This is a genomic window from Klebsiella sp. K5-306 (genome assembly GCF_051835185.1).
GTDB lineage: Bacteria > Pseudomonadota > Gammaproteobacteria > Enterobacterales > Enterobacteriaceae > Klebsiella > Klebsiella oxytoca.
In genome coordinates this window covers 59,183-82,943 of record NZ_JAIFJY010000010.1, presented here as the reverse complement: position 1 = coordinate 82,943, position 23,761 = coordinate 59,183, and the positions used below count along the sequence as shown (strand labels likewise).

At 55.0% G+C, this 23,761-nt stretch carries 21 protein-coding genes, 1 riboswitch and 1 other annotated feature; of the genes, 4 read left to right on the top strand and 17 right to left on the bottom strand.

Annotation, left to right across the window (positions count from 1 at the left end; genetic code table 11):
* Positions 1-36: 36 nt before the first annotated feature.
* The gene (katE, locus tag K2184_RS16315; protein ID WP_016808509.1) at positions 37-2,295 is read right to left on the bottom strand and encodes a catalase HPII; all 2,259 of its coding nucleotides are present in this window, start codon (positions 2,293-2,295) and stop codon (positions 37-39) included.
* A 196-nt stretch (positions 2,296-2,491) separates the two neighbouring features.
* On the opposite strand from katE, the gene cedA reads away from it, so the two are divergent.
* Positions 2,492-2,731: a cell division activator CedA gene (cedA, locus tag K2184_RS16310; RefSeq protein WP_024274048.1), complete on the top strand. Its 240-nt coding sequence runs from the start codon at positions 2,492-2,494 to the stop codon at positions 2,729-2,731.
* Between the two features lie 74 nt (positions 2,732-2,805).
* On the opposite strand, the gene K2184_RS16305 is transcribed toward cedA, so the two are convergent.
* The 4 genes from K2184_RS16305 to hxpB all read right to left on the bottom strand — a co-directional run bounded on the left by K2184_RS16305 (position 2,806) and on the right by hxpB (position 6,592).
* The gene (locus K2184_RS16305; RefSeq protein WP_163525073.1) at positions 2,806-4,197 is read right to left on the bottom strand and encodes an L-cystine transporter; all 1,392 of its coding nucleotides are present in this window, start codon (positions 4,195-4,197) and stop codon (positions 2,806-2,808) included.
* A 134-nt stretch (positions 4,198-4,331) separates the two neighbouring features.
* Positions 4,332-4,922, bottom strand: a complete 591-nt coding sequence (locus tag K2184_RS16300; RefSeq protein WP_004101351.1) for a metal-dependent hydrolase — start codon at positions 4,920-4,922, stop codon at positions 4,332-4,334.
* Between the two features lie 91 nt (positions 4,923-5,013).
* A complete protein-coding gene (gene kduD / locus K2184_RS16295; RefSeq protein ID WP_016808512.1) occupies positions 5,014-5,775 on the bottom strand; it encodes a 2-dehydro-3-deoxy-D-gluconate 5-dehydrogenase KduD in 762 nt (253 codons plus the stop codon).
* A gap of 148 nt (positions 5,776-5,923) precedes the next feature.
* Positions 5,924-6,592 carry a hexitol phosphatase HxpB gene (hxpB, locus tag K2184_RS16290; protein WP_004112390.1) on the bottom strand — a complete coding sequence of 223 codons (669 nt, stop codon included), beginning with the start codon at positions 6,590-6,592 and terminating at the stop codon, positions 5,924-5,926.
* Positions 6,593-6,721: 129 nt separating this feature from the next.
* Between hxpB and K2184_RS16285 the strand changes: the two genes are divergently transcribed.
* Positions 6,722-7,258 (top strand): YniB family protein, encoded by a 537-nt coding sequence (locus K2184_RS16285; protein WP_163525069.1) that lies wholly within the window; start codon positions 6,722-6,724, stop codon positions 7,256-7,258.
* Between the two features lie 32 nt (positions 7,259-7,290).
* Here the strand turns inward: K2184_RS16285 and yciA are convergent, their stop codons facing one another.
* The 5 genes from yciA to K2184_RS16260 all read right to left on the bottom strand — a co-directional run bounded on the left by yciA (position 7,291) and on the right by K2184_RS16260 (position 13,043).
* Complete coding sequence (gene yciA, locus K2184_RS16280; RefSeq protein WP_004101357.1) at positions 7,291-7,689, bottom strand: acyl-CoA thioester hydrolase YciA; 399 nt, start codon at positions 7,687-7,689, stop codon at positions 7,291-7,293.
* A 101-nt stretch (positions 7,690-7,790) separates the two neighbouring features.
* Positions 7,791-9,974 carry a TonB-dependent siderophore receptor gene (locus K2184_RS16275; RefSeq protein WP_016808514.1) on the bottom strand — a complete coding sequence of 728 codons (2,184 nt, stop codon included), beginning with the start codon at positions 9,972-9,974 and terminating at the stop codon, positions 7,791-7,793.
* A 183-nt stretch (positions 9,975-10,157) separates the two neighbouring features.
* Positions 10,158-11,474, bottom strand: a complete 1,317-nt coding sequence (locus K2184_RS16270; RefSeq protein ID WP_163525067.1) for a voltage-gated chloride channel family protein — start codon at positions 11,472-11,474, stop codon at positions 10,158-10,160.
* A gap of 79 nt (positions 11,475-11,553) precedes the next feature.
* A riboswitch (Fluoride riboswitch) is annotated at positions 11,554-11,615 on the bottom strand.
* A gap of 93 nt (positions 11,616-11,708) precedes the next feature.
* Entirely contained in the window at positions 11,709-12,248 is a 540-nt protein-coding gene (locus tag K2184_RS16265) for a septation protein A (protein ID WP_004101360.1), read from the bottom strand.
* 51 nt (positions 12,249-12,299) lie between these two features.
* Positions 12,300-13,043, bottom strand: coding sequence for a YciC family protein (locus tag K2184_RS16260; protein WP_004101361.1), 744 nt, complete (start codon positions 13,041-13,043; stop codon positions 12,300-12,302).
* Positions 13,044-13,355: 312 nt separating this feature from the next.
* Here K2184_RS16260 and ompW point away from each other — a divergent pair, with 312 nt between their 5' ends.
* Positions 13,356-13,994, top strand: a complete 639-nt coding sequence (gene ompW / locus K2184_RS16255; RefSeq protein ID WP_004101362.1) for an outer membrane protein OmpW — start codon at positions 13,356-13,358, stop codon at positions 13,992-13,994.
* Between the two features lie 116 nt (positions 13,995-14,110).
* Here the strand turns inward: ompW and K2184_RS16250 are convergent, their stop codons facing one another.
* Complete coding sequence (locus K2184_RS16250) at positions 14,111-14,356, bottom strand: YmjA family protein (protein WP_004112403.1); 246 nt, start codon at positions 14,354-14,356, stop codon at positions 14,111-14,113.
* Between the two features lie 205 nt (positions 14,357-14,561).
* Positions 14,562-15,182: a helix-turn-helix transcriptional regulator gene (locus tag K2184_RS16245; RefSeq protein WP_004101364.1), complete on the bottom strand. Its 621-nt coding sequence runs from the start codon at positions 15,180-15,182 to the stop codon at positions 14,562-14,564.
* Between the two features lie 342 nt (positions 15,183-15,524).
* On the opposite strand from K2184_RS16245, the gene K2184_RS16240 reads away from it, so the two are divergent.
* Positions 15,525-16,379, top strand: coding sequence for a helix-turn-helix domain-containing protein (locus K2184_RS16240; RefSeq protein WP_004101365.1), 855 nt, complete (start codon positions 15,525-15,527; stop codon positions 16,377-16,379).
* A 584-nt stretch (positions 16,380-16,963) separates the two neighbouring features.
* On the opposite strand, the gene trpA is transcribed toward K2184_RS16240, so the two are convergent.
* From trpA to K2184_RS16215, 5 genes are read right to left on the bottom strand one after another with little or no spacing between them, the layout of a single operon-like run.
* Positions 16,964-17,773: a tryptophan synthase subunit alpha gene (gene trpA, locus K2184_RS16235; protein WP_004101366.1), complete on the bottom strand. Its 810-nt coding sequence runs from the start codon at positions 17,771-17,773 to the stop codon at positions 16,964-16,966.
* Positions 17,773-18,966: a tryptophan synthase subunit beta gene (gene trpB / locus K2184_RS16230; RefSeq protein ID WP_004101367.1), complete on the bottom strand. Its 1,194-nt coding sequence runs from the start codon at positions 18,964-18,966 to the stop codon at positions 17,773-17,775. Before trpB ends, trpA begins: the two co-directional genes overlap by 1 nt.
* A gap of 9 nt (positions 18,967-18,975) precedes the next feature.
* Positions 18,976-20,334, bottom strand: a complete 1,359-nt coding sequence (gene trpCF, locus K2184_RS16225; protein WP_163525065.1) for a bifunctional indole-3-glycerol-phosphate synthase TrpC/phosphoribosylanthranilate isomerase TrpF — start codon at positions 20,332-20,334, stop codon at positions 18,976-18,978.
* A gap of 3 nt (positions 20,335-20,337) precedes the next feature.
* On the bottom strand, positions 20,338-21,933 hold the full coding sequence (gene trpD, locus K2184_RS16220; RefSeq protein ID WP_004101369.1) for a bifunctional anthranilate synthase glutamate amidotransferase component TrpG/anthranilate phosphoribosyltransferase TrpD: 1,596 nt from the start codon (positions 21,931-21,933) through the stop codon (positions 20,338-20,340).
* A complete protein-coding gene (locus K2184_RS16215; protein WP_070557313.1) occupies positions 21,933-23,495 on the bottom strand; it encodes an anthranilate synthase component 1 in 1,563 nt (520 codons plus the stop codon). Before K2184_RS16215 ends, trpD begins: the two co-directional genes overlap by 1 nt.
* 36 nt (positions 23,496-23,531) lie before the next feature.
* Positions 23,532-23,627: a sequence feature (Trp leader region), on the bottom strand.
* Positions 23,628-23,761 lie beyond the last annotated feature (134 nt).

Below are 23,761 nucleotides of genomic sequence, written 5' to 3'. Positions count from 1 at the left end.
GGAAGTGAGAAGCCCGGCATCTCTGCCGGGCTTTTTTTACGCCGGGATCGCGGCGATTTTGGCGCTTCTCGACCACACCCGATGCGCCGCCATCAGGGTGATCAGTTCATCCATTGATTGGCTATCAATGGCATCGGTCTCAACAATGCCTTCTTCGCCCTGAGCGGCAACCTGCAGCGGCGCTTTGCACTGCCGTGCATCGCCTGCCAGCAGAATCGGCTTCAGGTGTTTGTATGCTTCCAGCAGGTAATAGTTGAAATCACCGTTGCTGCTCAGACTTTGCAGATCGCCGCCGGGAACGATGACTGCATCCACGGTCAGCGATGGCGACCCGGCAAAGGTTCCGGCTACCGGCAGCTCGGTGCCATCATCGGCCTGCACTTTCCCCATTCGTGAATAGAGTAATTTGGCATGTACCCCGTGCGCTTTCAGCGACTTGAGCAAAGTCAGCAGCTCTTTGGCAACCGGACGATCGTTAAGCAGTACCGCCACCACCCGGCCTTTCACGTCGCCGCTGGGAATGGCGTACAAGCTTAGCGTCGGATCCTTTTTCAGGCCGTTGACATCCGGCGGCGGCGTAATGCTGCGCTGTTCGTCCGTGAGCTCAATACCCAGGTTTTTACCTACGGCCTGAGCCAGCTGCAGGTCGATATGCGCCAGCTGATCGACCACCCGCTCGCGGATCCACTCTCTGACAACCTTGCTCAGCTCGAAGCTGAATCCGTCGATAATATGCTGCTGCTCAATTGGCGTCTGGCTACGCCAGAATAGCAGGGGTTGAGAGTAATACTCGCCAAAGGAAGGGCTACGCTGGCGAATTTTTTCTCCGTCAATCCGCTCGGCATAAGATTCGAAGCCGCCGCGTTTAGCGGCCGGCGGCGTCTCCCGCGGCCAGTTGTTATTGATGGAGTTAGGTTCATAGTTTGCCGGGTTGGTATCAATATCCATCCGGTGCATGCCGTCGCGCTGGAAATTATGATACGGGCAGGTGGGTTTATTAATCGGAATTTCATGGAAATTCGGCCCGCCGAGGCGGCTAATCTGCGTATCGGTATAGGAGAAGAGTCGGCCCTGCAGCAGCGGGTCGTTGCTGAAGTCTATTCCTGGAACGATATGCCCGGGATGGAAGGCCGCCTGTTCGTTTTCGGCAAAGAAGTTATCCGGGTTGCGATTAAGGACCATCTTACCGACGCGCTGCACCGGAACCAACGCTTCCGGGATGAGCTTGGTGGGATCCAGCAGATCGAAATCAAAAGCAAATTCATCCTCTTCCGGGATCAGCTGTAATCCCAGCTCGTACTCAGGATAATCTCCGGCTTCAATCGATTCCCATAAGTCACGACGATGGAAATCGGGGTCGCGGCCGGTCAGCTTTTGCGACTCATCCCACACCAGGGAGGCCTTACCCGCGACCGGCTTCCAGTGGAAGCGCACGAAGGTCGCTTTACCTTCCGCGTTAATCAGGCGGAAGGTGTGGATGCCAAACCCTTCCATGGTACGGTAGCTGCGGGGTAGCCCGCGGTCCGACATCGCCCACATGACGTTATGCAGCGTTTCAGGCTGCAGCGAGACGTAATCCCAGAAGGTATCGTGCGCGCTTTGCCCCTGTGGGACGGCCCAGTGCGGTTCCGGTTTCACCGCATGGACAAAATCAGGAAACTTGATCGCATCCTGGATAAAAAAGATCGGCGTGTTGTTGCCGACCAGGTCAAAGATGCCCTCGTCGGTATAAAACTTGGTGGCAAAACCGCGGATGTCGCGCACCGTATCGGCGGAGCCAGCGCCGCCCTGAACGGTGGAAAAACGGACGAATACCGGCGTTTTTTTCTGCGGGTCGCAGAGGAAAGCCGCTTTGGTGATGTCGCTTAAATCGCTGTACGCCTGGAAATAGCCGTGCGCAGCGGAGCCGCGGGCATGAACGATGCGCTCGGGAATACGTTCATGGTCAAAATGGGTTATTTTTTCACGCAGGATAAAATCTTCCAGCAGCGTGGGGCCGCGTTGACCCGCGCGCAGCGAGTTCTGGTCGTCAGCGATGCGTAGACCCTGATTGGTTGTAAGCGCAGCATTCTCACCGCCTTTACGCTGTTTCTCGAGGGCATCGAGCTTTTCGCTGGTCGTATCCGGGGCCTTCATGCTACCCGGCGCCGTCGGCTCTTCGCCCGGCGCGGTCGGGTGCGGTGTGGGCTGCCAATCCTGATCTTCTGGCGCTAATGCGCCCAGGCCAGGTTTTGCCGCCCGGTCATCATGCACCGGTGATTGATGGGATTTCGGGTTATGGGGTTTATCAGACATTGCACGCTCCTGCTTTCATTACTGAAAATGGTCTTTGCTAAACCAAAACCCTTCTAATTGTAGAACATCATTTCAAGAATATATTTTTATAAGAGTTTTGCTACTAAAGGACCGCAAGCAGGGGGCGACGAAAGCGGGCGTTTTCGGCTATGATAGGGGTTTCTGTTTACCGCCGTATTTAGTGAATTTATTTGTCATGAAACCACTTCGCCAACAAAATCGTCAGGTCATTAGCTACGTGCCTCGAGTGGAGCCTGCGCCGCCGGAACACGCCGTCAAAATGGATGGTTTTCGCGACGTTTGGGTTCTGCGGGGTAAATACGTCGCCTTTGTGCTGATCGACGAACGTTTCCGTCGCTCCCCGCCGTTTAACGTGCCGGAAGCGGCGCAGCGCTGGGCGACGCAAATGAGGCAGGAAGGTGAAATCGACGCCTGAATGAGCCGGAACAATAAAAAACCGCTGAAAATTCAGCGGTTTTTAGTTTCTGACTACGCGAAGGGCGTATCGACTTAGCGGTGTGCCAGCTCCGCATCGTCATCGCTATCGAGAATAGCTTTATCGGTTTGGCGCAGCCACTGGCTGGTCAGGGTACCGGCGGTCATTGAGCCGCTAACGTTCAGCGCCGTACGGCCCATATCAATCAGCGGTTCAACCGAGATTAACAGCGCCACCAGCGTGACCGGCAGCCCCATCGCCGGTAAGACGATCAGCGCGGCAAACGTCGCGCCTCCGCCCACGCCTGCGACGCCGGCGGAACTGACGGTGACGATGCCAACCAGGGTAGCAATCCACAGCGGATCGAGCGGGTTAATACCGACCGTCGGTGCGACCATCACCGCCAGCATCGCCGGATAGAGTCCCGCACAGCCGTTCTGTCCGATGGTAGCGCCGAACGATGCTGAGAAGCTGGCAATGGATTCCGGCACGCCCAGACGACGGGTTTGCGCTTCCACGTTCAGCGGAATAGACGCCGCGCTGGAGCGGCTGGTGAAGGCGAAGGTCAGAACCGGCCAGACTTTGCGGAAGTATTTCAGAGGGCTCACGCCGTTGACCGCCAGCAGCAGGCCGTGCACCACGAACATGATGCCCAGACCAATATAGGAGGCGATAACGAAGCTGCCGAGCTTGATAATGTCCTGCAGGTTAGAACCCGCAACCACTTTGGTCATCAGCGCCAGTACGCCGTACGGCGTTAACTGCATGACCAGACGCACCAGCTTCATCACCCAGCTCTGCAGCGTATCGATAGCGGTCAGCACGCGCTGGCCTTTGGCGACATCGTCTTTCAGCAGCTTCAGCGCCGCGACGCCGAGGAATGCAGCGAAGATTACCACGCTGATAATCGACGTCGGGTTCGCGCCGGTCAGATCGGTGAACGGATTTTTTGGCACAAAGGAGAGGATCAGCTGCGGGACGCTCAGGTCGGCGACTTTACCGGCATAATTACTCTGAATGGCGTTGAGGCGGGCGGTTTCCGCGCTGCCCTGGACCAGGCCTTCGGCTGTCAGGCCAAACATGTTAGTCACCAGCACCCCGACCAGCGCCGCAATCAGCGTAGTAAACAGCAGGGTACCGATACTGAGGAAGCTGATTTTACCCAGCTGCGAAGCGTTATGCAGGCGGGCCACCGCGCTCAGAATCGAGGCGAAAACCAGCGGCATGACGATCATTTGCAGCAGCTGAACGTAGCCGTTACCGACGATATTAAACCACTGGATAGAGTCCTTCAGCACCGGGCTGTCGGAGCCATAGATTAGCTGTAACGCCAGGCCAAAAATAACGCCGATAACCAGACCGACCAGCACTTTTTTAGCGAGGCTCCACTGTTTATGGCGGGTTTGGGCCAGCGCCAACAGTAAAACCGCGAACACAACTACGTTCGCTATTAATGGAAAGTTCATCCCCGTTCTCCTGATATCTTTTATCGCCAGGTTGGTCAATAACCAACTCTTATGACGGCAAGGGTAGCAGAAGGCGTAATCCGTTCCTTATATTCAAATGGAATTGATTATAACTATTTGAATAATTCGCTGCTTTATCGTCCAGTCTGGTGACTAATAAAGCGATGAAAGGTAGTTTGCAGTGAATTTATCATCTCAGATGACCAGCGAACGGCGCTGTTTTCGGCAACGTTTTGCGGCATCCACACGGCGTAGATGAACAGCGCCATGCACAGCGCGCGCTCCAGTTGATTACCTTTGCGCGGCGCAAGAATAGGGAAGCGAAAGCGCCAGCGGCAGGGCCAGAGCAGCGGAACCCCGGCAGGGGTAAGCATGTCGGCAAGAATATGGCTGAGGTAGCCCAGCACCAGGCCCTGAACCGCATCCGCCGGGACGATCCAGCTATCCGGAACCTTCAACGAGAAAATCGCCACCGCGCCAAAGACCACCAGCAGGCTATGGGTGAAGCCGCGATGGCCGAAGGCGCGGGCAATCGGTTTTGATATCCAGCTTAATCGTTGCCCGAGAAACGACTTGGGGTGATCGATATCCGGCAGCAGACAGGTCAGGATGGCGGACGGAACGATATGCCACCAGTCACCCTGGGCCAGCACGGGGGTTAATTCCGCATTTTTCGCAAATACCGCACAGGCAATAGAAAAGAGGAGGTGGCCTTCCGCCGTCATGATAAACACCCTAAACTGTCAATTCATACAGTATAGGGTTTTTATACAGTGTGCGGAAGAGGTGACGGTGTAACTCTTTGTCACAAGACCATCAGCGTGCCAGCCAGCCGCCGTCCACCGCCAGGGTATAGCCGTTAATGTAATCCGCCGCCTGGGAAGCAAGAAAGACCACCGGTCCCTGCAGGTCTTCCGGAACACCCCAGCGTGCGGCCGGGATACGGTCGAGGATCTCTTTGCTGCGTTCGGCATCGTCGCGCAGCTGCTGGGTATTATTGGTAGCCATATAGCCCGGCGCGATGGCGTTAACGTTAATACGATGTTCCGCCCATTCGTTGGCCATCAGGCGGGTAATGCCCAGCACGCCGCTTTTGGAGGCGGTGTATGACGGGACCCGAATACCGCCCTGAAATGAGAGCATTGAGGCGATATTAATAATTTTTCCGCCGTCGCCCTGCGAGATGAACTGTCTGGCGACCGCCTGAGACAGAAAGAAAACGGATTTCAGATTCAGGTTAAGCACGTCGTCCCAGTCCTTTTCGCTAAAGGTTAGCGCATCGGCGCGGCGTATGGTTCCGGCATTATTCACCAGAATGTCAACCCGGCCCATGGCGGCCACGGCCTGAGTAACAATGGCTGCGATCTGATCCTGACGGCTCAGATCGGCCTGAATAGCGGTAAAGCGTCGGCCCAGCGCCTGAACCTTCTCTGCGGTTTCGTGGGGGATCCGGCGATTCACGCCGACGATATCGCACCCGGCCTGCGCAAGGCCCAACGTCATTCCCTGGCCCAGTCCGGTATCACAACCCGTCACGATAGCGACCTTGCCCGTAAGGTCAAAGGCGTTCAGTACCATATGCACCCCTGTATGCTGATTTTATGCGTCAAATAACGCCGTTGGGACAAGCATAGAGGGCGGGAGAAGAAAAGACAAATAAAAATGAAACGCTGTTTTAATTTTGTGATGATGGGGCGATGCCGCAACCCCATCATCAGCGATGCCTTTAGCCGAGCAGGTCGCTCAGGGTCAAAGATTCAAGGGTGGCAAGCTTGACGTCGGCCAGCACGAAGCGCGGGTCATGGCTATTTTCCGCTTCCGGTACGACGACAGAGCGCATCCGCGCCGCTTTGCTGGCAATCATCCCGTTGACCGAGTCTTCCAGCGCCACGCAGTTCATCGGGCTGACGCCGAGACTGGCGGCGCAGTTCAGATAGACCTGCGGGTGCGGTTTGCTGTAGGGCAGCATTTCGGCGGAAGCGAGGGCGTCAAACTGGTCGCGTAGTTCAAACATGGCGAGGACTTTTTCCAGCATTCGCAGCGGCGATGCCGACGCCAGGCCAATTTTCAGTCCCTGTGCTTTACACATCGCCACCGCTTCCCGCGCCCCCGGCAGCAGCGGACGCGCCTCTTCCACCAGTTGGATAGCGCGATTGATGATCCGCGTGGTGACCTCCGCGCGGTCCGGGCCCTGCCACGGCTGTTGGGCAAACCACAGGTCGACGACTAAATCGATGCGCAGCCCGAGAATATCCGGCATTTCATTGCGGCGACGAATATCCACCCCAAGGCTGGCCATTACCTCCAGCTCTGCTTTGTCCCATAGCGGCTCGGAGTCAATCAGTAATCCATCCATATCAAAAATCGCGGCGTGAATCTGGCGCCTGGCTGACATAAGTCCCTCTCCTGTAGCGTAAGTAGATAACGAATCGGCACTCATGGTATATCATACCGCGCATTATTGGGCGAAATTCGCCGACGAAGGTAGACTAAGAGTGGATAGGCGTCTTAACAAGGGGAATCCATGACGTATCAACAAGCTGGACGCATTGCAGTACTTAAACGAATTCTGGGATGGGTGGTATTTATCCCGGCGGTTATCTCGACGCTGATCTCCGTGCTGAAGTTTATGTACGAGCACAGCGAGAAAAAACCGGGCATCGACGCGGTGATGATGGACTTTGCTCATGTGATGATCGAGATGATGCGCTTTAACACGCCGTTCCTCAATTTCTTCTGGTACAACTCGCCGCTGCCGGATTTTAAGCACAGCATGAATATCGGTTTCTGGATCATCTATATTCTGGTGTTCGTCGGCATGGCGCTACAGGCTTCCGGGGCGCGGATGGGGCGCCAGGCGAAGTTTCTGCGCGAAGGCGTTGAGGATCAGCTGATTCTGGAACAGGCTAAAGGAACGGAAGGGCTGACGCGCGAACAAATTTCCGCACGGGTTGTGGTGCCGCGCCACACCATCCTGGTGCAGTATTTTCCGCTGTACGTCCTGCCGGTAATTATTATTGTGCTGGGCTACTTCTTCTTTTCTTTACTCGGTTTTCTGTAAACAATCGGCCCGGATGCCCCGGGCCGGCTGAATCACAGAGTCGGCAGAGCGCGCGGTTTTCCCTGATTATCCACCGCGACGTAGATAAACAGCGCTTCGGTGGCTTTGTAGCGCTGGCCGATGGGCTCAGACGACACTTTCTTGACCCACACTTCCATATTGATAGTTATCGACGTATTGCCGCGCTTCACGCAGTTGGCGTAGCAGCACACGACGTCACCGACCGCCACCGGGCGCAAAAAGGTCATGCCGTCGACGCGCACGGTCACGACGCGACCGTGGGCAATTTCTTTGGCCATAATGGCCCCGCCAATATCCATTTGCGACATCAGCCAGCCGCCGAAAATATCGCCGTTTGCGTTGGTGTCCGCCGGCATCGCCAGGGTGCGTAAAACCAATTCGCCCTTCGGCGCAAGATCTGTTGTTGTCATTCTCTACTCTGTACTGGTCAAAGACGATCAGGCGGATGCTACTATGAAAATGAGGTTGAGAGAATAGGGGAATACGCCCGCTATAGCGGGCGTGAGGGGGGTTAGAAAGAGAGCGTGACGCCAGCGTAATAGGCGCGACCCGGTTCGTTATAGGTCGAAGCGCCTTCGTTTTCCCGATAAATTTGCTTATCGAAGAGGTTACTAATCCCGGCATTCAGCCGCAGGTCTTTGGTTAGCTGATAGTTGCCGCCGACGCCGACGACAGAATACGCGCCGACTTCATTGGTGGCCAGAACGCCATCTTCTTTGCGGATTTCTGCGTATTGGCGCGGTTTCTGCCGACCATACATCGTCCAGTTGACGTTCGTCGAGAACTTGCTGGTCACCTGCCAGTCGAGCGAAGTGTTGATGGTATATTTCGGAATAACGGACAGCGGGTTGCCGGTATCTTTGTTTTCCGATTTGATCATATAAGTGGCATTGGTGCGCCAGCTTAGCGTATCGGCAATGAGGGGAACCAGCAGCGTGCCTTCAAGGCCTTCGACGACCGCTTTTCCGCCGTTCTCCCACTGCAGGATATTATATCCGCCTGAAGTGGAGCCCAATACGTCGGTACCGGAGACGATCTTGTTTTTGTAGTCGTTGCGGAACCAGGTGATGCCGGCGTTATAACCGTTGAGGTTAAACTCAAGGCCGAGCTCTTTGTTGACGCTGATTTCCGGGTCAAGATCCGGGTTTCCCAAAAGATAACAACTAGTATTCCCGGCGATGTTGATTGGGCAGCCGTTACCGCGCGTAGAGAGCAGGTAGCCTTCGCTCGACTGATACAGGTTCGGCGCCTTAAACACGCGGGCAATGCCCGCCTTAACCTTAAACATATCGCCCAGATCCTGCGACAGGTTCAGGCTCGGGCTCCAGTTGCTGCCGAAGTCGTTATGATAGTCGAAACGCAGGCCGGGGATAATATTGGTTCCCGGCGTCGCTTCGATATTGTCTTCCAGATAAATACCGGTCAGCGTGGCGCTGTTTTTAGGGCTGCGTTGCGAAGGATCGCCGGACATCCCCGGCAGCGTTTCCGTCGTCGTAGTGGCCTGCATCGAAGCCGGATCGTTCAGTTCATCGCGGTTCCACTCCATCCCCACAGTCAGGGTCTGTTCTGCGAGCCAGTTAAAGGGAAGATTCACTTCAGCGGTTGAGCGCCAAGACTCCAGGCGGCTGGTGTCGTAGACATCGCTATTGATCATCCCTTCTACGCGACCGGTGGTGCCCTCCTGCAGACGGGTATTGTTGGTTTTTTCGTAGTAGACGCCCGCTTTCGACTGGCCCCAGTCCCAGATCCCGTTGTAGGTCAGGCCCCAGGTCTGCCGGTAAAGCCGGTTGGTTTCCTGACCGTACAGCGTATCCACCAGGCCATTTGGGCTCATATTACTGTTGCTGTATTGCGTATCGCCGGCATAGATATTGCCCTGACGGCTGTAGGCGTAGCTGAAGTCGAGGATCTGCTGCGGGGTGACTTTCCACGACAGCAGGGCGTTAATATCTTTGTTGCGCACGCCTTCGCGGCCCGCCGCATAAGAGCCATTTTGCGCGCGGTTAATATCCCAGGCATCGGGTTCCGTTTTGTTAATGTTGCCATACAAACGCATGGTCAGGGCATCCCCGGCCAGCGGTCCGTTGAGGCTGAAGTTAGCACGGTTAGTGGCGCCTTCTTTGTTATTTTCCGGCTGATTGGTATAGAGCGAGAGCGATCCGTGCCAGTCGTTGGTGGGGCGTTTGGTGATAATATTGACGACCCCACCCGCAGCGCCAGAACCGTAGCGCGCAGCGGCGGGTCCGCGTAGAACTTCAATGCGTTCCACCATTTCCGGCGGTACCCAATTGCTGTCGCCTCGGGTATCACGCTCGCCGCGCCAGCTATAGCGTACGGAGTTGCGGGAAGTGACGGGCACGCCGTCAATAAGAATCAACGTGTTTTCCGGCCCCATCCCGCGAATGTCGATCTGCCGGTTGTTGCCGCGGCTGCCGCTGGCGCTGTTGCCGGTCAGGTTTACGCCGGGCATTTTACGGATGATTTCTGACAGATCGTTAACCGGAGGGTCCTTAGCAATATCTTCAGCGGTAATGATCGAGACGCCCGGCTGCTGCTTCAGCGCCTCTTCGGCGGTTCCGTGAACCACCATGGTCTCCGTATCCTGTTCCACCTCTTCGGCGAAGACCCCTGGGCTGAGTAAGCCTGCAATGGCCAGGGCCAGGGGCGTTGCTATGTGATTTTTCTGCGTTCTCATTATAAATATCCATATCAAATCATGAAAAATTGAGATCGAGAATATCAATGATAATTATTATCATTTCAATAAAGTGAAGATAATCTCCATCAAATCCTCACAATTGCCGCAACTTTCCGGTATGTGACAGACATCATGGAGAAACCGGCGGGGCTTACCCTCACCGGCTTCCAGGTGCGATTGTCAGGAGGCGGGCGTCTCTTTGTCGGCCTTTTGTCGGCTTTTTTGAGACTGGTACCACTCCGGGAATTCTGACAGCCTGATGCCAGTTGGCACATCGCTCTGTTTTCGGGAGGCTATACGCTGCGAACGATAAATACCGCTATAGCCTGAGACCAGCCAGGCCACCACGCAGGCCAGCGCGGCGTAAATACCGATTTCAGAACCAAACAGCTCAATCGCCATCAGCGTTGAGGCAACAGGCGTATTCGCCGCCCCGGCAAAGACGGCGACAAAACCTATTCCGGCCAGAAAGCCGAGCGGCATATGCAGCAGCGGCGCCAGCGCATTGCCCAGCGTCGCACCGACATAAAACAGCGGAGTGACTTCACCACCTTTAAATCCGCTACCTAAAGAGACGGCGGTGAAGAGCAGTTTGCCTAAGCTATCCCACGGTGCCAGCGGTTGCTGGAAAGCGTCCACTATCACCGATATGCCCAGGCCAATATAGCGCTCTCCGTGCAGCAGCCAGACCGCGCAGGCAATCGCCAGTCCGCCAATAAACGGCCGCAGCGGCGCGTAGTGAATCCGTTTTTTCATCAACGCGCCGATTGCCTGCGTGCTGTCGGCAAAAATGCGCGCCGCGAGGCCAAAGCAGCAGCCGGCGATAATGATTGCCAGCAGCGTCCAGAGCGTTAGCGTGGGAAAGCTGGCAATAAAGTAGTGCGTATGCTGCACGCCCCACATGATGCCGACTCGATCGGCAATAATTGCGGCAAACAGGCAAGGAAGAATGGCGTTGTAGTTTATCCGTCCGATAGCCAGAACTTCGAGCCCGAAGAGCGCTCCGGCGAGCGGGGTACCGAAAACCGAAGAGAAACCGGCGCTGATCCCGGCCATCAGCACCATTGACCGTGCATCGTGGTTAAGACGGAAAATGGCCGTGAAGCGATCGGCGATCGAGGCCCCCATCTGTACCGCCGTGCCTTCACGCCCGACGGAGGCGCCAAACAGATGAGAAACAACGGTGCCGAAAAATACCAGCGGCGCCATCCGTAGGGGAATGATGCATTTAGGGTCATGGATCTCTTCCAGAATCAGGTTGTTGCCTGCCTCCACGCAGGTACCGTAGCGCAGATAGATCCAGCCGACGGCAAATCCGGCAAACGGCAGGAGCCAGATAAGCCAGCGGTGAGCTTCCCGCGTTGCCGTAGCCCACTCCAGTGAGAAAAGAAAAAATGCCGAGGCCGTGCCCGCCAGCACCGCAATGATAAAAGCGAGGAGCAGCCATTTCCCGAGGAATAAAAGCAAAGAGAGTGATGAAAAGCGGTATGCGCGCATCGTCGGATCCTTAGAAGATGAATCTTCCCGGACGCGGTGCCAGCCATTCAGATAGGCCTGCCCATTCCCGGTCCGGGAATAAAAAGCAGGCATCATTAGCCACATGGCGGTTCAAGGAGGAATGCCATCTCCTGTGAGAAATATCTTACATTACGAATCGATTCAGCTGAAGTGGTTTATACAAGGGGAAAACGAATAACACGGCGCGTCGGGCGGCGCACCGTGGGGGAAAGGTTAATGGTTGTCGTCCTGCGGCATATGGCGATAAATATACACACCGCTCAGCAGGGTGAATACCAGCGTCAGAGCGGTCAGGCCGAAGACCTTGAAGTTGACCCAGATGTTCTGCGGCAGCCAGAAAGCGATATAGATATTTGCCAGCCCGCAAAGGATGAAAAACACCGCCCAGGCCAGATTGAGACGTGACCACACCTGCTGCGGCAGCGTCAGCTCTTTACCCAGCATACGCTGGATCAATGGCTTCTTCATCACCCACTGGCTGAACAGCAGGGCGCTGGCGAACAGGACGTAGATAACCGTCACTTTCCACTTAATAAATTCGTCGTTGTGGAAAAAGATGGTTAAGCCGCCGAATACGGCGACCAGCACGAAGGTAATTAACGCCATTTTTTCGACTTTGCGATAGCGTACCCAGCTGTAAATCAGCACGATAGCGGTGGCGATAATCAGCGCGGTCGTCGCGGCGTAGATATCATAAAGCTTGTAGAATGCGAAGAAGACTACCAGCGGTAAAAAATCCAGAAACTGCTTCATACATCGATTCCGTCGTTCAGGTAGGGGCAGGTTGCGCCGCCCCGGGTCAAGTTAGTTACGAATGAGCATATACAAGCGGAATAAATAGATCAGCAACAATGCGGAGATCAGATTGCTGAGGGTATTTATTACCACCGCGCCAACGTTTGGCGTCAGGACCGCGAAGCTGGATGCAAACAGCAGAAGCAGCGTTTTCGCCAGCAGCCAGCCGATAATTGCCGGCGCCACCAGGCGTACGTTGGCCCAGGCCAGGCGCATACTGCTACGCATGGCGCTGAAAATACCAACTTTATCCTGTACCAGCATGATCGGCGCGAAAGAGAGCACAATGGCGAGCAGGACGCCCGGCACCACCACCAGCATCATCCCCATCTGCACAACAAACGTCGTCAGCAGGATCAGCAGCAGCAGCTTTGGCAGCACCGGCGCGGAAGCGCCGATCGCACGCAGGGCGCTGACTCTCTGGCCGGCGGAGACCATCTGGATCATCAGCAGAACGCCGCCGGCAAGAATGGCGTTGCCAACCAGCCCGGAGAAGGTCGAGGCTGCGGACGCGCGCAGCAGAATTTGCTGCTGCTCCGGCGTCATGCTCTGAACCAGTTCGAACAGCCCGCCGCTGCCCGCCAGGCTATCGCCCTGACTCAGAATCGACAGCTGCTCTTCACTGGGTGAAAAGGCATGGCCAAGTACTACCGTAATGAACGCGCATAACAGCGCAATCAGCAGGATAGTAACGAACTGATTGCGGAAAAAGTTCCCGGTGTCACGGTAGACGGACTTCGCCGTGATAGACATGCATTCTCCTTGAGTATTGCAGGTATTAACTAGCCGGCGATTGTACCGCAAATCGCGGCTGGGTAGCAGTCTCTGCTCCTGCGCGCTAAGTATATCTTTGTAAATAGGAGGGGAAATCGGCGATGACCTCTGTTGAGAAGCGACAAGGGAGAACTTGATACATCTCGTTTATCACTGATTGCATTGAGAAAGTGAAAATTAATCTGGATCAATAAATGTTAAATTTGCCCACTTAATGTGATCTATGTTGGATCAAACATAATTCATTATGGGTATATTCTTGCGCTGAATAACCATAATGAGGAAGTGGGTATGAAAAAGTTAGCAGCGGCGGTTGTTATTCTGGGCACGCTTTCCACCGGTAGCGTCTGGGCGCATGAAGCTGGGGAATTCTTTATCCGTGCGGGTTCGGCTACGGTCAGACCATCAGAAGGCGCGGGCGGAACGTTAGGCAGTCTGGGGGGCTTTAACGTTAGCAATAATACTCAACTGGGCCTGACGTTCACCTATATGGCGACGGACAACATCGGCGTAGAGCTGCTGGCCGCCACGCCGTTCCGCCACAAAGTCGGAACGGCGGCAACCGGCAATATTGCGACCGTTCATCATTTACCACCGACGCTAATGGCACAGTGGTACTTTGGCGACGCCAGCAGCAAGCTGCGTCCGTATATTGGCGCAGGTATCAACTACACGACTTTCTTTGACGAAAGCGTAAACGATACGGGTAAAAAGACGGGCATTTCTGACCTGAGCCTGAAAGACTCCTGGGGAGCCGCGGGGCAGGTGGGGATGGACTATCTGATTAACCGCGACTGGCTGATTAACATGTCGGTGTGGTACATGGATATCGACACCACCGCCAACTATAAGCTGGCGGGCGCGCAGCAGCACGACAGTATTCGTCTGGATCCGTGGGTGTTTATGTTCTCTGCGGGTTATCGGTTCTAAACTCTTGCTCAAAGCTGGTCGTCATGACCAGCTTTGTTTCTCGTTCGCGCAAAGCGTTGTCGCCAACGATGATGTGGTATTTGTTTTTGCTCTTTGCAAAACGGCTTGACCGGCCGCTACTCATTACCCCATTTATTCAGGAATACCGCTATATCATCGATCCGCTGTTCATCAATCCCCGCCTGTATGGCCATCTCTCCCTGCGCCTCCTCGCTGATTTCCTCGTTATTCATCAGCCGCGTAATCAGCAGTTGAAAATAGCGCGCCAGGGGCTCACGTTCTGACTCGCTGACGGGCTCGGCGGACTCCGTCGAATACTCATCCGCAATGTCGTAATATTTCAGTGGTACTTCTTCGTGCATAAATCGCTCCCGGGATAGAGGTTGTGCCTGCGTTTACTGCATTGAATACTATCATTCCTGTAGGGCTTTATCTCGGGAGCGCGCTGAAAAAAGACTGTATAGCCGGCACCGGGCCTGGCCGGCCTGTGACGGCAGGCGTAGCGGTATTGACGATCTCTTATTAGTGGCTACAGGTTTTGCAAAGATCCCTCAGATGAGTGGATAGCTAAGAAATAAATTGTTTTCTTTTATTCAATACATGCATGAATTTATTAAGATCCTGAGTGCCTTTTATTTTAAAATCATGCATAACGTTTTTTTTATGCGAGTACACGGTTTTATAGTTGACTTTTAACTCACGGGCTATTTGCATTTGGTTCAATCCAAGACTGAGAGCATGTATTACTTTTGACTGCGCATGGGTTATTGATTTACATGGGCAGTTGATACAAAGATTTACCTTTGGTGCAATATCTTCATATCCTCTTAATAAAAATAAATTTATATGAATGTATATTTTCCCCGTAATCACAGGAATTGAATCGGATTTGTATAAAAATAAACAATCTTTTGTGCAGTTAGGAATTTCACTTTTGGAAGATACGCTTTTTTTCTCTTGAAGAATAAATAGCAAGCTTTTTTCTTTTTTATATTTCAACTCATCATGGCACAAAAAGATCTCTCCAGGTTCCATTTCGGTGAATATGATATGTGCTTGTGCAATGTTGCTTTGAGTGTACTTATCTTCAAAGATAACGTTTTCGTCTGTGGTGATGGACTCCATAACCATTTGTTTTATAGCGTGTTTTGAGTAGACGTTTTTGGTATTGATCAAAATATTAAGCATACATAGATTCACATAGTTATTAATATATGCACTCTGATTTAAAAGAATGCCGGTAAAAATATAGCTGTTAAAAAAGTGAGCTTAATAGTCGCGATCTGCTTTTAAAGTTTAAAATAAGATATTGTAGGTCTGCAAAAAAAGCAACATTTGTCTGCAAAATGAGATTTGAGATATTTTTTCTAAGAAAAATCTTATTTTTCATATAGCTGGGGTTTACAGGCTCCATTTTTGTGAATGTGCTCCGCGATAAATTTTTATTATGCACAAAAAGCTTAGTGTCAATACTTAATTACTGGTAAAATACCAACGGGCTAAAATTTGATATGGATGTCATTTACCGCAATGAAAGAAAATGTTTTTAATGAAATAGTTGAATGGATTGAGTCTCGCCTGACAATAAATCCATCGGTCGAAGATATCGCCCGTGGCGTGGGATATTCGCGGCGTTCAGTTTATAATATATTCCATGAATATGCCGGACTGCCTGTCGGCAAGTATATCAGAATGCGCCGCATGACGCTTGCTGCCGGTAAACTCAGGCTGACTCACCAACCTATTTCATCTATTGCCTGCTCACTGCATTTTGACTCTCATCAAACCTTTTCTCGCGAGTTTAAAAAAGCCTTTGGTCGCTGCCCCAGCCAGTATCGACATTCAGCATACTGGGATATGTCGGCGCTCTATCAGAAGGTGGGGCCGCAGGGCGACAGACTGCCTGTACCCTGGCTTTGTTTTCTCGAAGAGCAAACCTTTTCTGGATACGGCTTCACCTATACGCTCTCCCTGGCCGAGGGTATCTGCGCCAGGAAAAATGTCACCAGGCGGAAAATCGCGGCGGAAATGCCGGGCGGCGAGCGAGACATCTATATCCTCTCTGAATTCTCACCTGCCGCCGATAATCTCTATAAAGTGACCATCGGCAGTTTTATTGGTGCACCAGTAAGCTCACGGGAACGCCCTTTCCGCGAGATAAGGGTCGCTAAGCGGGGTTTATACCTGGGCATGGAATTTAGCGGTAGCTGGGAGGATTATGTTTTACTGTCAAATAATGTTTATATGAAACATCTTCCTGAGCTCGGGCTGTATCGCCGCGAGGGCTACGATATCGAACGTTTTGTTCAGCCGCAAAACGTGACGTCAGGAAACGATCGGCCTTATTACACCATCCAGTATTTTGTCCCGGTGGCCTATCTTTAGCGATTGGCTCACGCTCTCTGCCGCCACTAGTGGTGCCCGCAAGGTATGACCCAGTCAGACCCTGCATTGACACGAGAGACCACAGCTATCCACATTCGTACAGAGTTGGAGGGTAGGCTGACAGCTTTCCTGGTAATAGGTGTTTCGGATCGCGGCTGGAGGCCGCGTCCGGCGCGCCATCGGGAGGGACATACTGGATGTCGGCCATAAAAAAAGCCCGCACAAGTGCGGGCAAAAATACTGGAAGCAATGTGAGCAATGTCGTACCGAATACCTGAGTTGTTTACTCAACTATTCGGTAATGAGAAAGATAATATTTCTCATTTAAGATATCAACCCCAATTTTTGTGCGGCAGCGATCTTTTTACATTGAGGTGTTCATCGGGCATTTACAGGCTGCTATCCCCCTTGAAGCCGTCCCGTTCATAAAAGGATGTCTCTCGGGCGCAAAAACGGCCGATAGCTATGATGTTGGCCGGATGGCCGCAAAAAGAGGTGATGGCGCGGTTTCGTCTGACGCGTAAATACGCCGACAGCTTACCGCTGAAATAACCGCCCGGCCCAGGGCCGGACGGCATGCATCATCAGGCGGCTTTAGTGGCGGCTTTCAGACTGCGGGCGAAGGTCTTTAATTCTGCCAGCATGGCCTGCGGGTCGTTCACGTTGCGCTCGATAATTTTGACGATGGCAGAGCCGGAAATCGCCCCGGCCGCGCCTGCGTCAATCGCGGCGGTAACCTGCTCCGGCGCCGAGATGCCAAATCCTTGCAGCGGCGGGGCGGCGTTGTACTCGGCCAGCTTTTCAATCAGATGATGCAGCGGCAGCGCGGCGCGGTTTTCCGCACCGGTTACGCCCGCCCGCGACAGCAGGTAGGTATAGCCGCGCCCGTAAGAGGCGATCTGGCGCAGCAGGTCGTCATCGGCATTCGGCGGGCAGATGAAAATCGGCGCGATGTTGTGGCGCAGCGCGGCCTGGCGGAACGGCGCGGACTCTTCAACCGGCACATCGGCCACCAGCACTGAATCGACGCCAGCGCGTTCGCACGCGGCGTAGAATTCATCGATACCGGGGCTGAACACCAGGTTGGCGTACATCAGCAGCCCGACTGGAATCGTCGGGTGCTTCTGGCGAATCGCCGTCAGCATCTCGAAGCATTGCGCGGGCGTCACCCCGGCGGCAAAAGCGCGCAGGGTGGCGTCCTGGATCGTCGGGCCATCCGCCAGCGGGTCGGAGAAAGGAATGCCCAGCTCCAGCGCGTCGGCACCGGCTTCAATGAGCGTATCGATAATTTTCAGCGACAGCTCAGGATTAGGGTCGCCGAGGGTGACGAAGGGAACAAACGCGCCTTCCCGGCGAGCTTTCAGTTGTGCAAACAGCGTCTCATAACGTTCCATCAGATTTCCCCTCGCGCTTTTAAAATATCGTGTACGGTGAAGATGTCTTTATCGCCGCGGCCGGAGAGGTTAACCACCAGCAGCTGCTCTTTTTCCGGGTTTTCGCGCATCATTTTAAGCGCGTGCGCCAGGGCATGGGAGGATTCCAGCGCCGGAATAATCCCTTCATGGCGGGAGAGCGCTTTAAAAGCATCCAGCGCTTCATCATCGGTAATCGACACGTAATCGGCGCGACCAATGCTGTTTAAATAAGCATGCTGCGGGCCAACGGACGGGAAATCCAGACCGGCGGAGAGGGAGTAGGACTCCTCAATCTGCCCCTCATCGGTCTGCATCATCGGCGATTTCATACCGAAGTAGATGCCCACGCGGCCGTGCTTAAGCGGCGCCCCGTGTTCGCCGGTTTCGATCCCATGTCCGGCGGGCTCCACGCCAATCAGGCCAACGGCGGTGTCGTCGATAAAGTCAGCGAACATGCCGATAGCGTTGGAGCCGCCGCCAACGCAGGCGATAACCGCATCCGGCAGGCGTCCTTCTTTCTCCAGGATCTGCGCTTTAGTCTCTTCGCCAATCATCCGCTGGAATTCACGCACGATGGTCGGGAACGGATGCGGGCCAGCGGCGGTGCCGAGCATGTAGTGGGCTTTTTCATAGCTGCCTGACCAGTCGCGCAAAGCCTCGTTACAGGCATCTTTCAGGGTGGATGAGCCGCTATGTACCGGGATCACTTCCGCACCCATCAGGCGCATGCGGAAGACGTTCGGCGACTGGCGTTCGATATCTTTGGCGCCCATATAGATGCGGCACTTCAGGCCGAGCAGGGCGCTGGCAAGGGCTGAGGCAACGCCGTGCTGACCGGCGCCGGTTTCGGCGATAATTTCCGTTTTGCCCATGCGTTTTGCCAGCAGCGCCTGGCCGAGCACCTGGTTAGTTTTGTGTGCGCCGCCGTGCAGCAGATCTTCCCGCTTCAGATACAGGGTCGTGCGCGTACCTTCGGTGAGGTTACGGCATTGGGTCAGCGCCGTCGGGCGACCGGCGTAGTTTTTAAGCAGGTCGCTAAATTCGGCCTGGAATGCCGGGTCTTTCTGCGCGCTGACGAAGGCTTCTTCCAGCTGGCGCAGGGCAGGCATCAGAATCTGCGGAACGTACATCCCGCCGAATTCGCCGAAATAGGGATTCAGTAAAGTACTCATTGTTGCTCCTTAATATGCGCGCAGCGTTTGAAACACCGAGGCCAGCTTGCTGGCATCTTTAATACCCGGCTGTGACTCTACGCCTGAATTAAAATCGAGTCCGGCACAGCCGCTTTTCGCGGCTTCCACACAGTTATCGGCGCCGAGGCCGCCAGCCAACAGAACGTTACGCAGATCCTGGCCTTGCAGCAGAGACCAGTCGAAACGCTGGCCGGTGCCGCCCTGACCATTGTCGAGAACGTATTTGTCGACATGATTCAGATTGCGCGGCGGTAGCGTTTCGCCAACGCTGAGGGCTTTCCAGATTTGTACCTTGCCCGGTAATTCGGCGCGCAGGGCGTCGATATAGGCCTGGTCTTCGCTACCGTGGAGTTGCACAGCGGCTAAGCTCAGATTTTTCGCGCGGGCAAACACTTCCGCCACCGGCGAATTGCGGAACACGCCGACATAGCTCAGAGGCGCGCTGGCAATTACCGCTTGCGCCTGAGCCTCGTTCACCGCTCGTGGCGACGTCGGAACGAAAATCAATCCGCCATAGATCGCGCCGGATTCATATGCCACCTGGGCATCCTGGGGGCGGGTCAGGCCGCAGACCTTATTCTCACCGAGCAGCACGCGTTTTACGGCGGCGTTCAGATCGTCATGCTCCATCAGGGCAGAACCAATCAGGAAGCCGTTGGCAAAGTGGCTTAATTCGCGCACTTCAGCATAAGTATGGATGCCGGACTCGCTGATGACCGTGACGCCATGACCGAGGCGGGGTGCCAGGGTGCGGGTGCGGTTGAGGTCAATCGACATATCGCGCAGATCGCGATTGTTGATGCCGACCACTTTAGCCTTCAGCGCAATTGCGCGCTCCAGTTCCTCTTCATTGCTCACTTCGGTCAACACGCCCATGTTCAGGCTATGCGCGACGGCGGAGAGCTGACGATACTGCTCATCGTCCAGCACCGAAAGCATCAGCAGACAGGCATCAGCCTGGTAGTAGCGCGCCAGGTAGATTTGATAAGGATCGATAGTAAAGTCCTTACACAGAATCGGCTGCGGCGCGACCTTGCTGACCATCGGCAGAAAATCGAAGCTGCCCTGGAAATACTTCTCATCGCAAAGCACTGAGATAGCCGAGGCATAGTGCTTGTAGACGCCGGCGATGGCCGCCGGGTCAAAATCTTCGCGAATCAGGCCTTTCGATGGCGAGGCCTTTTTGCACTCAAGAATAAATGCGGTGCGGGTGCCGGCGAGGGCATCGTAAAAATTGCGCTGCGTCGGTACCACTTCATTTTGAAAACTGGCTAACGGTTGTTGTTGTTTGCGGGCTTCTACCCAAATCGCTTTGTCGGCCACGATTTTTGCTAAAACGGTCTGCATTATTTACCCTCTTGCCGCTAATGCGGTCACTCTGTCATAGGCCGCTCCGCTGTGCAGCACATCGATGACTTGCTGCGCGTTGGCCTTCAGGTCTTCGTGTCCATGTAAACGCATCAACATGGCGACGTTGGCGGCAACGGCGGCTTCGTGAGCGGCTTCACCTTTACCTTGTAGTAAGCGCGTAAGAATGTCACGGTTTTCTTCCGGCGTGCCGCCTGCCAGCTGCTCCTGATGATACGGCGTCAGGCCGAAGTCGGCGGCGGTCAACTGGTAGCTCTTGATCTCACCGTTGCTGAGCTCCGCGACCACCGTCGGCGCGTGCAGCGATACTTCATCCATACCGCCGCTATGTACCACGGCGGCTCGCTGGTAGCCCAGCACGCGCAGGGTTTCCGCAATCGGCAGCACCAGTTCCGGACTGTAGACGCCAATCAGCGCCAGCGGCGGATGCGCCGGGTTGATCAGCGGCCCGAGCACGTTGAACAGGGTACGGGTTTTGAGCTGCTGGCGTACCGGCATCGCGTGACGGAAACCGGTGTGGTACTTCGGCGCAAACAGGAAGCAAACGCCCAGTTCATCCAGCGCCTGGCGAGATTTATCGGCATTCATATCGAGATTGATACCGAATGCTGCCAGCAGGTCGGAAGAACCGGACTTGCTCGACACGCTGCGGTTGCCGTGTTTGGCGACCTTCAGGCCGCAGGCGGCAGCCACAAACGCGCTGGCGGTTGAAATATTGATACTATTGCTGCCGTCGCCGCCGGTACCGACGATATCGGCAAACGGATAATCCGGACGCGGGAACGGCGCGGCGTTTTCCAGCAGCGCGGTAGCGGCGCCGGCGATCTCCTGCGGATGCTCGCCGCGTACCTTCATGCTGACCAGCGCGGCGGCCAGCTGCTCAGGCTTCACTTCGCCGCGCACCACTGCGGAAAACAGCTGGTGGCTCTCCTGCTGGCTCAGGGTTTCTGCCTGATACAGTTTTTCCAGAATCGGCTGGAGGGTATTCGTCTGTTCCAGCTTCTGCAGCGCCCAGGCCAGAGTCTGTTCCAGCAGACGCGCCCCCTGGGTGGTCAGAATCGATTCAGGATGGAACTGGAAGCCGCAGACGCGATCCGCGTCGTGACGCACCGCCATGACCATGCCGTTAAAGTGGGCGTTGATCGTTAGTCCGGCCGGGATATTGCTGCCCACCAGCGAGTGGTAGCGGGCGACCGGCAGAGGATTACTCAGACCGGCAAACATCGCCTGGCCGTCGTGTTCAATGCTTGAAGCCTTGCCGTGAAGGATTTCACCGGCCTGGCCGACGTAGCCGCCGTAGGCTTCAACAATCGCCTGGTGACCGAGGCAGATGCCGATAATCGGCAGCTTACCGCGCATGCGGGTCAGCAGCTCCGGCATACAGCCCGCTTCGCTCGGGGTTCCCGGGCCCGGGGAGAGCATCAATACTGGATTGTCCATGGTGCCGATGCGCTCAATCAGCGCCTGCGCCGGGACGGAATTGCGATAAATCACCACGTTATGGCCGTTCGAACGCAGCTGGTCTGCCAGGTTATAGGTGAAAGAATCGATATTATCGAGCAGCAGAATGTCGGCCATTAGAAAATCTCCTTCGCGTGGTGGGCCTGGGCGATAGCGCGCAGCACCGCGCGAGCTTTATTGCGGGTTTCATCCGCTTCTGACTGGGGAACAGAGTCGAGCACGATACCGGCGCCGGCCTGCACCGTGGCGACGCCATCCTGCACATAGGCAGAACGAATGACGATGCAGGTATCGAGGTCGCCATGGGCGGTGAAGTAGCCCACCGCGCCGCCGTAGCTGCCCCGGCGCTTGCCTTCGGCAGCGGCAATGAGCTGCATGGCACGCACTTTCGGCGCTCCGCTGAGGGTGCCCATATTCATACAGGCGCGATAAGCATGCAGAACGTCGAGATCGCTGCGCAGCTCGCCAACCACGCGGGAGACAAGGTGCATCACGAAGGAGTAACGGTCGACTTTGGTTAAGTCGGCAACGTAGCGGCTTCCCGGCGTGCAGATGCGCGCGAGGTCGTTACGCGCAAGGTCAACCAGCATCAGATGCTCGGAAAGCTCTTTATGGTCGGTGCGCATCTCCAGCTCAATACGGCTGTCGAGATCGCGATCCAGCGAACCATCGGCGCGGCGGCCGCGCGGACGGGTACCGGCTATCGGGTAGATTTCAATCTGACGATTGCTGGCATCGTACTTGAGCGAGCTTTCCGGCGAAGCGCCGAACAGGGTGAAGTCGTTGTCCTGCATAAAGAACATGTACGGACTGGGGTTGCTCTTTTTCAGCACATCATAAGCGGCCAGCGGCGACGGACAGGGCAGCGAGAAGCGGCGCGAAGGTACCACCTGGAAAATCTCGCCCGCGCGGATGGCGCGCTGCATTTTACGCACCACGGCGCCGTACTCTTCGTCGCTCTGGTCGCAATCGCAGCGCATCTCGGCTACCGTCGTCACCGGCAGCGGCGCCGGCGGCTCGTTCAGCTGTTGACGAAGCTGAGCGATGCGCTGCAGCAGACGCTGCTTTTCGCTTTCCAGCGGGGTGAACAGGCTCGCCTGAATGCGCGTGTTTTTAGTCTGATGGTCGATAACCAGCAGCGTTTCCGCCAGGTAGAAGCAGTAATCCGGGCAGGCGGTGTCACTTTCCAGCGGCGGTAGGTTTTCAAAGCCGGCGACGAGGTCATAGGCGAACAGACCGCCGAAGAACATGGCTTCGCGTTCGTCCTGCGGTACGGTAATCAGTTCCTGCAGCAGGCGAAAGGCGTCGAATACCGACAGTGAACACAGACGGGCATCTTCATCTAACAGCGCGCTGACCGGCGGGAAAGTTAATACCCGACCGTTTGGCTGACGCTGGTTATTAATGCCTGAAGGCAGAGCGCTGTCCAACAGCTCAAGCAGCGCTCTGCCGTTGGCGGAAAATGCGTGAATAGTGACAGTGTCACCTAGTGCGGTAATACGCAGCGCGCTATCCACCAGCAGCAGGCTTTTCAAATCATCCTTACTGTCGATATCCGCGGATTCCAGCAGCAGGGTGGCGGGACGCGCGCCGCATAGCTGGTGGAATAGCGCCGTCGGGTTTTCCCGATAGATGGCGTCGCTGGTGAGAAGCTCGAGTGCCGGTTTTGATGTTTGCATTGTTTGTTGTCGCCTGTTCGCTGTAATAATTTGTCCAATAAAAAGCCCGCTCATTGGCGGGCCGGGTATCTGTATGCTGAGTGCAAAACGCGATCACGCCGCCCGATAACAGGAGGTGCGCCACCAGCCGTGCAGAGTGATGAGTTGCGTTTTCATTGATGATACCCCTTCATGTGAACTTGCGTACTAGTTAACTAGTCCGAGAGATTAAAGTCAACCCCCGTTTGCAGATTTTCTCTATCAGTCGGTATGATGATGCGCTTATT